Annotated in this window: 12 protein-coding genes and 1 tRNA gene; 8 read left to right on the top strand and 5 right to left on the bottom strand. The window is 67.5% G+C overall.

What is annotated here, in order from left to right; translation table 11 throughout:
• Positions 1 to 375: a DUF3224 domain-containing protein gene (locus ACX1D0_RS02750; RefSeq protein ID WP_459019381.1), complete on the bottom strand. Its 375-nt coding sequence runs from the start codon at positions 373 to 375 to the stop codon at positions 1 to 3.
• A 96-nt stretch (positions 376 to 471) separates the two neighbouring features.
• On the opposite strand from ACX1D0_RS02750, the gene ACX1D0_RS02745 reads away from it, so the two are divergent.
• Positions 472 to 556 (top strand) — tRNA-Leu (locus ACX1D0_RS02745).
• Between the two features lie 542 nt (positions 557 to 1098).
• Here the strand turns inward: ACX1D0_RS02745 and ACX1D0_RS02740 are convergent.
• Positions 1099 to 1401 carry a thioredoxin family protein gene (locus tag ACX1D0_RS02740; RefSeq protein ID WP_459019380.1) on the bottom strand — a complete coding sequence of 101 codons (303 nt, stop codon included), beginning with the start codon at positions 1399 to 1401 and terminating at the stop codon, positions 1099 to 1101.
• A 187-nt stretch (positions 1402 to 1588) separates the two neighbouring features.
• On the opposite strand from ACX1D0_RS02740, the gene ACX1D0_RS02735 reads away from it, so the two are divergent.
• The 5 genes from ACX1D0_RS02735 to ACX1D0_RS02715 all read left to right on the top strand — a co-directional run bounded on the left by ACX1D0_RS02735 (position 1589) and on the right by ACX1D0_RS02715 (position 9014).
• Entirely contained in the window at positions 1589 to 2770 is a 1182-nt protein-coding gene (locus ACX1D0_RS02735; RefSeq protein WP_459019379.1) for a YVTN family beta-propeller repeat protein, read from the top strand.
• Positions 2771 to 3382: 612 nt separating this feature from the next.
• The gene (locus ACX1D0_RS02730) at positions 3383 to 3553 is read left to right on the top strand and encodes a hypothetical protein (protein ID WP_459019378.1); all 171 of its coding nucleotides are present in this window, start codon (positions 3383 to 3385) and stop codon (positions 3551 to 3553) included.
• Positions 3553 to 5010 carry a 4Fe-4S binding protein gene (locus ACX1D0_RS02725; protein WP_459019377.1) on the top strand — a complete coding sequence of 486 codons (1458 nt, stop codon included), beginning with the start codon at positions 3553 to 3555 and terminating at the stop codon, positions 5008 to 5010. The genes ACX1D0_RS02730 and ACX1D0_RS02725 overlap by 1 nt, the downstream gene beginning before the upstream one ends.
• Positions 5011 to 5080: 70 nt before the next feature.
• Positions 5081 to 8617: a pyruvate:ferredoxin (flavodoxin) oxidoreductase gene (nifJ, locus tag ACX1D0_RS02720; RefSeq protein ID WP_459019376.1), complete on the top strand. Its 3537-nt coding sequence runs from the start codon at positions 5081 to 5083 to the stop codon at positions 8615 to 8617.
• A gap of 184 nt (positions 8618 to 8801) precedes the next feature.
• Positions 8802 to 9014, top strand: a complete 213-nt coding sequence (locus ACX1D0_RS02715) for a hypothetical protein (protein WP_459019375.1) — start codon at positions 8802 to 8804, stop codon at positions 9012 to 9014.
• A 68-nt stretch (positions 9015 to 9082) separates the two neighbouring features.
• Here the strand turns inward: ACX1D0_RS02715 and ACX1D0_RS02710 are convergent, their stop codons facing one another.
• From ACX1D0_RS02710 to ACX1D0_RS02700, 3 genes are read right to left on the bottom strand one after another with little or no spacing between them, the layout of a single operon-like run.
• Positions 9083 to 9706 (bottom strand): peroxiredoxin family protein, encoded by a 624-nt coding sequence (locus ACX1D0_RS02710; protein WP_459019374.1) that lies wholly within the window; start codon positions 9704 to 9706, stop codon positions 9083 to 9085.
• The gene (locus ACX1D0_RS02705) at positions 9703 to 10668 is read right to left on the bottom strand and encodes a cytochrome c biogenesis CcdA family protein (RefSeq protein ID WP_459019373.1); all 966 of its coding nucleotides are present in this window, start codon (positions 10666 to 10668) and stop codon (positions 9703 to 9705) included. The genes ACX1D0_RS02710 and ACX1D0_RS02705 overlap by 4 nt, the downstream gene beginning before the upstream one ends.
• Positions 10668 to 10970, bottom strand: a complete 303-nt coding sequence (locus ACX1D0_RS02700; RefSeq protein WP_459019372.1) for a glutaredoxin — start codon at positions 10968 to 10970, stop codon at positions 10668 to 10670. The genes ACX1D0_RS02705 and ACX1D0_RS02700 overlap by 1 nt, the downstream gene beginning before the upstream one ends.
• 153 nt (positions 10971 to 11123) lie before the next feature.
• On the opposite strand from ACX1D0_RS02700, the gene ACX1D0_RS02695 reads away from it, so the two are divergent.
• The gene (locus ACX1D0_RS02695) at positions 11124 to 11801 is read left to right on the top strand and encodes a response regulator transcription factor (RefSeq protein ID WP_459019371.1); all 678 of its coding nucleotides are present in this window, start codon (positions 11124 to 11126) and stop codon (positions 11799 to 11801) included.
• Positions 11798 to 12943: a sensor histidine kinase gene (locus tag ACX1D0_RS02690; protein ID WP_459019370.1), complete on the top strand. Its 1146-nt coding sequence runs from the start codon at positions 11798 to 11800 to the stop codon at positions 12941 to 12943. Before ACX1D0_RS02695 ends, ACX1D0_RS02690 begins: the two co-directional genes overlap by 4 nt.
• Positions 12944 to 12985: the final 42 nt, after the last annotated feature.

Below are 12985 nucleotides of genomic sequence, written 5' to 3'. Positions count from 1 at the left end.
TCAGGCGATGTCGAACGCCACGTGATGGACACCCTCAGCATCGATCTCCAGGGTGAGCGAACCGACGCATCCCGCCAGGTCCTCCGTTCCTGAGCCGGGGACCACTTCGTAGCGGACCTCCTGGGTGCCGTCGCGCATGGTGCCGAACTGCTGGAAGGCGACGGTGCCGCTGCGCCCGCCGATGCGCCCCTCGAACACCTCCAGAGCCACGTAGCCGGCGGTGCCCTCCGCTGGGTTGCCGGCCGACAGCATGAATCCGCGGCTGGCTCCTTCCGCTTCCCCGCTCCACACTTTGGCGAACTCGAATCGCCGGGTACCGGGCAGAAGCCCCTCTTCCGGGGCGATCTCGATCTCGAACGTTGCGTTGACGACCATGGGCTCCTCCTCGATACGCCCACCCTAGGGGGATTTGCGCTACCCGGGCGCCTACCTGCTAGAGTTCCTTGTCGCTCCCCCTCGGGGGTGTCACTCGTCCGGGTGGCGGAATTGGTAGACGCGCTAGCTTGAGGTGCTAGTGCCCGTAAAGGGCGTGGAGGTTCAAGTCCTCTCTCGGACACATCTGGTATCCCCCAGTCGGCAAGGCGAAACGCCCGCTGACTGGGGGTTTTGCTATTTCTTGCCTCGCCACCCTCCGTCAGTGTGCGCCAATCTTCAGCACGTTCATGGCACGGATTCGCACGACGGCGGACATGCCATGAGGTTCGGCTACACAAGAAGGCCGCAGAGAAGATCGGCCGCAGCGCGCTTAAGGGCCACAAGTTCAGAGTCACCGCAGCAACCCTGGCAGGCCGCTGGCGATCGGTACGCGAGACCGAGCACCTCTTCGCTGCGGTGGTGATGTGCGTTGTTGGCATCCAACGTGTCCGCGGTGACGGGACGCCAGTGCGGGGGTCCACGCTCAGGGGGGAGACTAGAGGGTCCCACTACCGGCACGTTTCCGCGAGATGTGGTTCGGTCCCTGGAGGTGGCAGGAGCCCGCTGCGCGGTAACGTGGCGGTAGCGGCGGTGGCCCGTGGATGGGGTGAGCGTGGGGGGCGGCACTGGGGGACCGTCTCCGCGGCACTGGGGTTCGGATTCGGGCTCGTCGCAGGGAGCCGGCTAGAGCGCGGGCAGCCCAAGAACCTCACGCAACTGGGAGACGCTTGGCGATCCCTCAAGCCCCGACGAGGCGGAATAGACACGACACGTCAAGCCCACAGGGGCGCCCTCCGGCGCGAAGGGGTCACGCCCGTCCAAGAGAAGGCTCGGCGAGCCATGGAAGCCCATGCTACGGGCCTCTTCGTCGGTCTCAATCAGGACCCGCTCGACCTCGATGCCCGCTTCGATGGCCAGGTCATCGAGGCGCTGCTCAAGGAGCCGCCAGTTCGGGCAGCCGTCGAAGTACAACAACTGCACGCGCATTGTGGTACCGCCTTGTCTGCTCAGAGTCCTTGTGTATCAGACTTCAAGGGCCCCCGGGCGAGGCCGGTCTGATGGGCGATGTCGCCGGCGCCGAGCTTGACGGAATCTTGACCCGATGAGCATCGAACGCACACGACTGGCGCGTCATAGTGGTCCCACATTTCTACAAATCACTAGGAGAATCCCCGTGCCAGCTCGCCCCGGCGGTCTACGCCGCCCCCTGTTCCTCGCCGTCCTGGTGACGACCGCCCTGACGTTCACGGCCTGTGGGCAGACTGCCCCCGGGACAAGTTCGGCTGCGCCGTCGAGCAGCACCGGCGCGACGCAGGGCGCCGAGAGCACCGCCGCCACCGGAGAGGACAACGAGTCTCAGGAGCCGACGGAGATAAGGGGCACGGTCTGGGTCGCCAACGAGGACGGTGACTCCCTGTCGGCCATCGACGCCGCCACCGGGGCCCTGGTGACGACGGTGAGCGGAATCGAGAGCCCTCACAATGTTCAGGTGAGCCCGGATGGGGCCACGGTCTGGGCCGTCAGCGGTCAGGCCAACGCCCTTGTGGGACTCGATGCCGCCACCTACAAGCTGGTGGGCACCGCCCCTACCGGAGCGAGCCCTGCGCACGTTGTCGTCAGTCCCGACGGTGAACAGGTCCTTGTCACCAACGCGGGAGATGACACGCTCAGCGTCTACGACGCGGCGACGCTGGAACTCCGGGCCGTCGTCGGCCTCAGCGCGGGGCCGCATGGACTGCGTCCTACCCCGGATGGTTCGGCGGTGGTCGTGGCCAACACCACCGCGGGCACCGTCGACGTCGTGGACACCAGCACGTATGAGGTCACCGCGACGATCCCGGTCGGCGATTCGCCTCCGCAGGTTGCCGTGGCGCCCGACGGGCGGTACGCCTTCGTCAGCCTGGTCGGGTCCAGTTCCGTGGTGAAGGTTGACCTCGTGGAGCAGAGGGTCACAGGATCGGTGGCGGTTCCGGCGCCCCCGGTCCAGCTGTACCTGACCGCGGACGGGACGCGGCTGCTGTCGGCCGACCAGGGAACCGAGGACGCCCCGGGTAGCACGGTCTCGGTGATCGACCCCGCATCCATGACGGTGCAGGCGACCGTCCCCGCAGGATCCGGCCCGCACGGGGTCGTCATCGAGCCGACCGGGCAGCGAGCCTGGGTGACCAACCTCTTCGACGACACCGTCTCCGTGATCGACCTGTCGACCGACGAGACGGTCGCGACTGTGCCTGTCGGCGACAAGCCCAACGGCATCAGCTACAGTCCCCAGCCGCCGACACCCGGACCCGCCACCATCAGCATCAGCATCCCCGACTACGCCACCGAGGCCGAGGGCAACCACGCGGAGCACTGACCAATCCAGGTGCGCAGCCCTCATCCTCGTCCGTCGGATCATCCTGGCGTTGGGGGCCCCCGCCGACCGTGAGCCAGCAGGTCGGGGGCACTTCGGCGGGGATGGTCGGCGGCCGCGTACAGACTTGGTCAAGGTCTTCTCAAGATGCTCTGCAGAACCGGGGTTCTGGTGATCTCGGTCATGGGCGGTCAGTCACGATAAGGCGGTCATTCCATACCGAGGAGTTCCCGAATGAGCCGCATACTGAGCGTCGCCCCAGCCGCTGTTGTCGTCGTGTGGACGATGGTCAGTCTCTCACCGCCGGCGGTGGCGAACTCGGCGACCGAACCTCCGAGCCCTGCCGCGACCTCCAGCAGCCAACCCACTACTGGCAGCAGTGACCGGCCTCCGGGCCACGAGCACGGGCCGGCAGTCGAAGAGAGCGCACCCCCCGCGGCCTCCGCACCCGTGACGTCGTCACCCGAGCCGGAACCGGCCCCGGCCCCCGCTGAGGACTCTGTGCATGGGGAGGGCCACAACGCCTCGGCCGGCGAGCAGGCGCCGGCAGCAGGGGAGGAGACCGCGGCTGAGGAGCATGGCAGCGGCGCGGAGGAACACAGCGAGGAACCTCCTATGGACCGGCCTCGGGCTCTTGTGTTGGGCGGCTTCGGCGTGTTCAACGGCGCGGTCATGCTGTACGCGGCCCTGTTGCGCCGCAGGAGCGCCCCCGACCACAAGCGACGTCGTGAAGCGCGCGCCGCGGCACTGACCACCGACACCCACACCGTCGCGAAGGAATCCTGATGACCACTCCCACTCTGCCGACACTCGAAGGGCCCGGAGGAAAGCCCGGGGACAGGCCGGGTCCGGTCTTCCTCGACCTGGACGAGAAGCCGGACCTCACTCCCCCGCCGGCGGGTCGGAACCTGATGAGCGTCCCGTGGGTGGCCCGGATGCTGCGGAGCCGGCTGTACCCCGGCATCATCCAAGTCCCTGTAGCAATGGTGTTCGGCCTGGTCGCGTACCAGTTGCTGGTGGGCCCCGACTCTGCCCACGACAACGCCGGCACCGCTTTGATGTGGGTGCTGTGGTGGCCGCTGATCCCGATCGTGTTCGTCCTGCTGGGCAGGTTCTGGTGCGCGGTGTGCCCATTCGGGTGGCTGTCGGATCAGGTCCAGAAGTTGGTGGGGGTGAACCAGCCGGTCCCGGCCTTCCTGAAGAGGTACGGCATCTGGATCATCGACGCATCCTTCCTGCTGATCACGTGGGCAGATCATGTGTGGGGCATCGTGGAGTCGCCGTGGGGCTCAGGTGTGCTGTTGCTGCTCCTCACCAGTGCCGTGATCGTCTCCGGTGCGCTGTTCCAGCGCCGTACCTTCTGCCGCTACCTGTGCTTTCTCGGCGGTTTGGCGGGCAACTACGCCCGCACCGGCATGGTGGAGCTTCGCGCCGACGCAGACATCTGCCGCACCTGCAAGGCGCGGGCCGCGTGCTACAACGGCAACGAGAAGGTCGCGGGCTGCCCGCTGTTCACCTTCCCCCGGACGATGGACACCAACGCCAACTGCAACCTGTGCGCCAACTGCATCAAGGCGTGCCCCAATGACGCCATCCAGGTGCGGCTGCGGAAGCCGACCAGCGAGCTGTGGTTCATCAACAAGCCCTCCGTCGAGGAGTCGTTCCTCGCGATGGCCATCATGGGCATCGTGATCGTGCAGAACGTCACGATGCTGGAAGTGTGGAATACGGCGCTGGCGTGGCTGGAGGCCACGACCGGCATCACCAACTACGCGCTGATCTTCACCGTCGCATTCGCCGTCGCGGTCAGCCTGCCGGTCGGGCTGCTCATTGGTGCGTCTCGTCTGGCAGCGGGCCGCAATCTCGAGACCACGATGAAGAACTTCGCCCGGTTCGGCTACGCCCTGATCCCGCTCGACGTCGCCGGCCACATCTCCCACAACCTGTTCCACCTCCTGGCCGAGGGCGGATCGGTGATCACCACGGTCGCGGCGCTGTTCGGAACCACCTACGGCGCCGAGTCGCCGGCGCTGGCCAGCAACCTCACCATCCAGATCCTGCAGTTCGCCCTGCTGGCGTTGGGCATCGCCGGTTCCCTGTACACCGCGTGGCGCATCACCCGCCGCCGCTACCAGACGGCGAAGCGCCGGACCAGCACCTTCGTGCCGATGGCTGCCCTCGTGGGGTTCCTCGGCCTGGTCAACATCGTCTTGTTCCTCCTCCCGATGGCTCATCGAATGTGAGGGGCGCCGTCTGGACCCGCACCGACACCTGAGACCATCTCAACCACAGACCAGCCCCCAGGAGGACACCATGACGACTGCCCCGCAGACCGCGTGCGTCGACGGAAACGAAGCCGCCGCGCAGATCGCCCACCTCCTCTCCGACGTGGTGGCGATCTACCCGATCACGCCGGCTTCCACGATGGGCGAGCTGGCCGACACCTGGTCTGCGGCCGGGCGAGAAAACCTGTGGGGTGCCGTGCCTGAGGTGGTGCAGATGCAATCCGAGGCGGGCGCTGCCGGCGCCCTGCACGGGGCGATCCTCAAGGGGACGCTGGCCACCACGTTCACGGCCAGCCAGGGGCTGCTGCTGATGCTGCCCAACATGTACAAGATCGCCGGCGAGCTGACACCGGCGGTGATTCACGTCGCGGCCCGCACGCTGGCCACCCACGCCCTGTCGATCTTCGGTGACCACAGCGACGTCATGGCGGCGCGCGGCACCGGCTGGGCCATGCTCTGCGCGTCATCGGTGCAGGAGGCACACGACTTCGCCGCCGTGGCCCACGCTGCCACCCTGACCAGCAGAGTGCCGTTCCTCCACTTCTTCGACGGCTTCCGAACCTCCCACCAGATCGACCGCATCAACCTCCTGGCAAGGGAGGATGTGCGCGGCCTCGTCGACGAGGGCGCCGTGTCTGCCCACCGCGCCAGCGGGCTCAGCCCGGACGCCCCCACCATCCGCGGCACCGCGCAGAACCCGGACGTGTTCTTCCAGGCCCGCGAGGCCGCGAACCGCTTCCACGACGCCCTCCCGGAGACCGTTCAGGCGCTCTTTGACGATCTGGCGGGCAGAACGGGTCGCCGATATCGGCTCGTGGACTACACCGGTGCACCGGATGCGGAGCGGATCCTGGTGCTCATGGGCTCCGGGGTCGGCGCCGCCACCGAAACAGCGGAAGAGCTGCTCGCCCGGGGGGAGAAAGTCGGCGTGTGCACCATCCGGCTGTACCGGCCCTTCCCCGCCGCCCAGCTCCTGGAGGCGCTCCCCGCGACGGCGCGACAGGTGATGGTGCTGGACCGCACGAAAGAGCCTGGAGCCGTCGGCGAGCCGTTGTACACCGACGTCCTCGCCGCGCTCGCCGAAGGGGGTCGCGGCGACATCTCGGTCACGGGCGGCCGCTACGGCCTCGGGGGCAAGGAGTTCAACCCGGCCATGGCCAAGGGCCTCTTCGACGAACTTCTACGCGCCACGCCACGGCGGCACGTCACCGTCGGGATCGTCGACGACGTGACCGGTCTGTCTGTCCAGCCCGACCCGTCGTTCACGGTTCCCAAGGCGCCGTTGCAGGCCGTGTTCTACGGCTTGGGCTCTGACGGGACGGTCGGGGCGAACAAGGCGGCGGTGAAGATCGTCGGGAAACACACCGATCTGCACACGCAGGGGTATTTCGTCTACGACTCGAAGAAGGCGGGCTCGATCACCGTCTCGCACCTGCGCTTCGGTCCGGATCCGATCCGATCGACCTATCTGATCGACCGGGCCGACTTCATTGCCGTCCACCAGTTCCCGTTGCTGACCCGACGACGGGTCCTCGACACCGCCCGACGAGGCGCAACCGTCCTCCTGAACTCGCCTCATCCGGCTGACAAGGTCTGGTCCCACCTGCCCCGGGAGGTCCAGCAGGACATCATCGATCGCGACCTGAGCGTCTACGTGGTCGACGCCTACCGGATCGCCCGCGAGAACCACCTTGCCGGCCGCATCAACACCGTCATGCAGACATGCTTCTTCGCGCTGGTCGACCTGCTGCCCGACGCAGACGTCGAGGAGATCCTCTGCGCGTCGGCGCGTCAGGCCTACGGATCCAAGGGCAGCGATGTCGTCGCCCACAACGTGTCCGCCATCCTGGCCGCCCTCGGCGGCCTGCAGCAGGTGACCATCCCCGTCCAGGTCGAGGGCGCGGTGCGGCGGATGGCGCCGCTGCCGGGGCACGCGCCGAGGTTCGTTCGCGAGGTCACGGGCCCCATGCTTGACGGCGACGGCGACCTGCTGCCCGTCAGCGCCCTGCCGGTTGACGGGATGTTCCCCACCAACACCGCCAGGTGGGAGAAGCGCGGCCTCGCAAGCGAGGCACCGGTCTGGGACGCCGACCTGTGCACCGGCTGCGGGAAGTGCACCATCGTGTGCCCCCACGCCGCCATCCGCATGGCAGTGTTCGACCCGTCAGGGACCCAGTCACTCCCGCAGCAGTTCCCCTTCACCAAGTTCAGTTCTCGCGAACTCCCGGGGCACCGCCTCACCCTGGCGATCTCCCCCTTGGACTGCACCGCCTGCGGCCTGTGCGTCGAGGCGTGCCCGGTGGCAGACAAGGTCAACCCCGCCCACAAGGCGCTGCTGATGGAGCCCATCGGTGACCGCCTCAACTTCGACCAGGAGCATTTCGCCGCCGTCGAGGACCTCCCCCAGCCACCCCGCTCCGCACTGAAGACCGACACCGTCAAAGGCTCCCAGCTGCTGGAACCCCTGTTCACGTTCTCCGGTGCCTGCTCAGGATGCGGTGAGACGCCCTACCTCAAGCTTCTCAGCCAACTGACCGGCGACCGGCTGATCCTCGCCAATGCCACCGGCTGCTCCTCCATCTTCGGAGGAAACCTGCCCACCACCCCCTGGTCGACCGATGCCTGCGGACGCGGCCCCGCTTGGGCGAATTCCCTGTTCGAAGACAACGCCGAATTCGGGCTCGGGATCCGCCTCGCCGCCGACCATCAGCACCAGCAGGCCCGGAAGCTGCTGGCGCAGAACAGCGACGCCCTGGGAACCGATCTCGCAGCCAGCATCCTCGACGCCGACTCCGACGGCGAGGACCTGTCGCGGCTACGGCGCAACATCTCGCGCCTCAAGACCCGGATCAACGACCTCGCGCCCGTCGACGGATCCGACCTGGCACGCCTGCTGACCTTGGCCGACGAACTCGTCGACCGCACGGTGTGGATCATCGGAGGCGACGGCTGGGCACACGACATCGGATTCGGCGGCCTGGATCACGTCCTGGCCTCCGGACGCAACGTCAACATCCTCGTGCTGGACACCGAGGTGTACTCCAACACCGGCGGACAAGCGTCCAAGGCGACCCCACGGGGTGCGATCGCAAAGTTCGCCTCAGGAGGCAAGGGCACCCAGAAGAAGGACCTCGGTCGATTCGCCCTGACCTACCGCGACGTCTACGTCGCACAAGTGGCCCTCGGCGGCAACGAAATCCAAACGGTGCGAGCCCTGCAGGAGGCACAACGATGGCCGGGAGTCTCACTGGTCATCGCCTACGCCAGCTGCATCGAACACGGCATCGAGATGGCCCAGTCCCTGCACCACCAGAAAGCAGCCGTCACCAGCGGTCACTGGCCCCTGTACCGATCCCGCCCCGCAACACCCGAGCGGCCCGCAGCCTTCTCCCTCGACTCCAAATCACCCACCCGGCCCGTCCGGGAGTTCGCCCTGGCGCAAAGCAGATTCTCCCGGCTGCAGCGCACCGACCCCGCCCGCAGCGAGCACCTCCTCACCGAGATGCAACAAGACACCGACGAGCGCTGGGCCCACTACCAGGACCTGGCAGCCCCGACCCCCTGATCCTGGCCGTCTCCCATGTTCGTAGGTGTGGTTGGCGAGGCTTCGAGGGCGAATCTGCACCTAGCCGATGGCCGGTCGTCAACTTCTTGACCGAAGCGAAGGGGATCGTGCGTCAAATCCATACCTCGGTGAGGGAGAGTGGTTTCATCGGCCGAACGGCCGCCCCCGAACGAAGGAGACCACCATGATCACGAAGCGAAGGATCGCCGCCCTCGCCGCCGTCGCCGCATTAGTCGCCGCGATGACCGCTGTCCCCGCCGGAGCTGCTGACTTCACCGGACGCGAGTTCGCGGGCCACGTCCGGATGATGACCCAGTCAGAGATGGGTCTGGACGGGACCATGAACCCCGGCATGCATCAGGGGTTCTCCGGCATGGGGGCCCACCACTCCTCCTGACCGGCGCGATCGGCCCGCTCGTCACGCTATCCCCGCCAGGCCCAGCCTGGCGGGGATTCACCATGACTTCACCGCAATCGCGTGGTGATCTCGTCGAGGAGTTCCTGGGGGTCGAGCCACATGGAGGGATAGTTGCCGTACCAGCGTTGGACGCCGTCGCCGTCGATGAGGACGAAGCCGTGACCGGGCATTCCAGGGTGCATGCCCTTGTCGAGGACGTCGTAGGCCTTTGACACGGTGCCGTCGTCGAGGAGGTACGGGGTGGTGACTCCGAACTGCTGCATGTCGGGCAGGATCTGCTCAGCGGTATTCATGACGATCGGCAGGACCTCGATGCCTGCCTCAGCGAAGCCGGGGTTCTTCTCGATCTCGGCCATCTGCATGGTGCAGGATGCGCAGCCGGCGCCTTCGTTGAAGTAGATGAGCACCGGGTTGGGGCGCAGGTCGCTGAGTGTCACCGAAGTGCCGGCGGTGGTGGTGAGCGTGAAGTCTGGGGCGAGTCGCTGGGTGTCACCCTGCTCGGGGATGGCTGTCCACAGTCCGTAGCCGACGACTGCCAGCACGATCAGCGTCACTGCTCCGCCCAGGATCCGAATCACGGTGCGCCGCTTCTTGTCGCGCTGCGTTTCGGCCTGCTGGCGGGCTTTGAGTTGCTCGCGACGGGAGGCTGCCGGGGTGGCGGTGGGGGTCATCGGGGCTCCTGGGAAGGGACGGTGGCTGCGCCGGTGTCCTCAGGCGCAGCGCCGGCTGTGGGTTCGGTGTCGCAGCAGTCGTGGGCTGCGGGCGCGGGTTCGGCGCGTCGACGGTCGCGGAGGGTGGCCACGACGAACACGGCCGCCAGGGCAAGCAGCGCCAGGCCGAGGACGACTTCGGGGATGGGGGCGGTGATCGCGATCAGCCACGCGAAGACCTCGGAGAGCCAGGCACCCATGCCGAACAGCGGGGCGTCGGCGCCGGTCATCTCGGTGGCGCCGGCCTGACCGATCACCAGGATGCCCATGATCACGAACCCGACCGCGACCAGCAGGTTGACTGTGTTGGTGGCCAGCGTGAAACGGCCCAGGTTGATGCGGATCGGCTTCGCACGGAGGCTGCGCATCCGCTCGGGTCGCTTGTCCCACATCAGTGCCATCACGAACAGCGGGATCACCATTCCGAACACATAGGCCACACCGAGCACCAGCCCGCCGACTGGTGATCCGGACAGCGCCGACAGTGTCATCACCCCGGCCAGGACCGGCGCGCAGCAGCTTGAGGCGATGCCGGAGAACACTCCGAGGCTGAAGAAGGTGGCGGTGTCCCCGCGGGCGGTGTCCGGGGCACGGAGGAACGATGGCATCGACCACATCGCCCCCGACAGTGCGAGCAGCCCGAGTCCGATCATCAGCAGCCCGCCGGCCCAGTAAAGGACGACGTGGTACTTGGCGATGGCGCCGGCGACCAGGCTGACGCCCATGGTGATCGGAACCAGGACCGCCGCCAAGCCGGCGGCGAACACGAAGGTCAGCGGGATCAGGCGCCAGCGGCGGTTCTTCGCGGCGGCGGCCAGGTAGCTGGGCGCGAGGAACACGATGCAGCACGGCGCGAACAGCGCGACGCCGCCGGCGAGGAACGCTGCCAGGATTCCGCCGGCGCCGAGGAGATCGGCGCCCATCAGCGGGCACCCAGGTGGTCGACGAGCCGCGCGAGTTTGCCCCGCGGGATCCGCCCGTCGTGGAAGTAGCGTCCCGCCACCAGCGTCAAGGGAAACATCCCCGGACGGTGCTCGGCGATCAGCGCCTGACCCTCCGGAGACTCAGCCGGCACCGTCGCGAGGCGAAGCAGGCCGGCGCGGTCGAGGGCATCGAGGCGCTCGTGGGCGTCGTCACAGAAGTGGCACGCGGGGGTGGTCACCAAGGTGACGTCCACCACCTCGATCGGAGCGCTCGGCGGCGCTGACGCCAGGATGTCATTCACGATCCCAGCGTGACCCCTCCAGATCAGGGAACGGTTCATCCCGGGTCAAGGTTCGGCCAAGAAGAGTCGCCCAACCCTGCGAGGGAGGTGGGCCGGCGGGCGTGGTGTGTCAATAATGGCGGTATGGCTGAGCCCCGTAGGTCGAGTGTGTTGGTGATTGACGACGAGCGCCCGCTGGCGGGGATCGTCGCCTCCTACCTCAATAGGGCAGGTTTCGACACCGCATTGGCCTACACCGGACCCGAGGGGGTCCGCTCGGCCCAGGAGCTGGATCCCGACGTCATCATTCTTGATCTGGGTCTCCCGGGGATCGACGGCATCGAGGTGTGCCGCCAGATCCGGTTGTTCTCCGACTGCTACATCCTGATGCTGACCGCCCGGGCCGACGAGGTTGACAAGCTGATCGGCCTGTCGGTGGGCGCCGATGACTACCTGACCAAGCCGTTCAGCCCCCGCGAGCTCGTCGCCCGGGTCAACACCGTGCTGAGGCGGCCGCGCCGCCAGGCCCACGGCACACAGCCGGCAGCGCCGCGCGAGTTCGGAGTGTTGCGGGTGGATGCGGAGGGCCGTGATGTGTGGATCAACGGCGAGCCGGTGGGTTTGACCCGCACCGAGTTCGACATCCTCGACGCACTGTCGGCACGGCCGAACGTGGCGCTCAGCCGGCGGCAGATCATCGACGCGGTGTGGGGGCCGGGCTGGGTCGGTGACGATCACGTCGTCGATGTCCACGTGGCGAACCTGCGCAAGAAGCTCGACGACCCACCCGCCGAGCCGCGCTACATCCTCACGGTCCGCGGCGTCGGATATCGGATGGGACCAGGGCGATGATGCAACTGCGCGGCTCCGTCGGCCGGATGCGATGGGGCACCCGCACCTTCCTCACACAGGCGCTCGTGGTGACTGTCGGCGTGATCACGGCCGCACTGGTCGCTGTGGTGGTCGGCCCCTCCCTGTTTCACGAACACCTGGAACAACTCGGCCAGGCGGGCGGCATCGCCGAGATGGGGCACGTGGAACAGGCGTTCCTGGACGCCGGCGTCAGATCGTTGGGTATCGGGCTGGTTGTGGCGCTGGCTCTGGCCATCGGCCTGACCTGGCTGGAGACCATACGGTTGCGCCGGCCCCTGGAGCAACTGACAGCGGCCGCCGCACTGCTGGAGGCGGGCGATTACACCGCTCGCGTCCCCGAGACCGCGACAAGTCCCGAATTCCACGCCGTTGCTGAAGCATTCAACGGCATGGCCAGCCGCCTGGACTCGACCGAAACCAGCCGACGTCGGCTTCTCTCGGACGTGGCGCACGAGCTCCGCACCCCCCTGGCCACGCTGACCGCTGAGCTGGAGGCCGTCATCGACGACGTGGTCCCCTGGGACCGGGAGAGCCAACAACTGCTCACCCTGCAGGCCGCCCGGCTCAAGAAGATCGCCGCAGACCTCGACGACGTGTCGCGCGCCGAGGAGGGCCGATTCACCCTCGACACCCAGGCGCAGCCGGTGTGGGACCTCATCGAGACCGCGGTGGCCTCGGTCGCGACCAGATATGCGGACAAGGGCGTTGTGTTGTCCGCGGACTCTGACTCAGGGTTCGTCGTAGCGGATCCGCAGCGGGTGGGTCAGATTCTGGGCAACCTGCTCGACAACGCTCTGCGGCACACGCCCGCCGGTGGGATGGTGCGCATCAGCGCACGCGAATCCAAGAGTGAGGTGGTGATGATGGTCACCGACACCGGCGACGGTCTCGCTGCGGAGCAGCTCTCGAAGGTGTTCGAACGGTTCTACCGCGCCGACACGGCCCGGGCCCGCGATGCGGGCGGGTCCGGGATCGGGCTGACCATCGCGCGCAGCCTCGCCCTGGCCCACGGCGGCTCATTGACGGTCACCAGCCCGGGCCTCGGGCACGGCTCGACCTTCACCCTCAGCCTCCCCCTCGCCACCGCGCGAGCATCGGAGAGTGTCTTGACCGATTCTTGACCCTCCACGGGTTGGACCGTCAGCTGACGGTACGTAGCCTCG

It is taken from the genome of Tessaracoccus pujii (genome assembly GCF_054483895.1).
The sequence above is the reverse complement of the archived record's forward strand: the minus strand, read 5'-3'. Positions and strand labels throughout refer to the sequence as shown.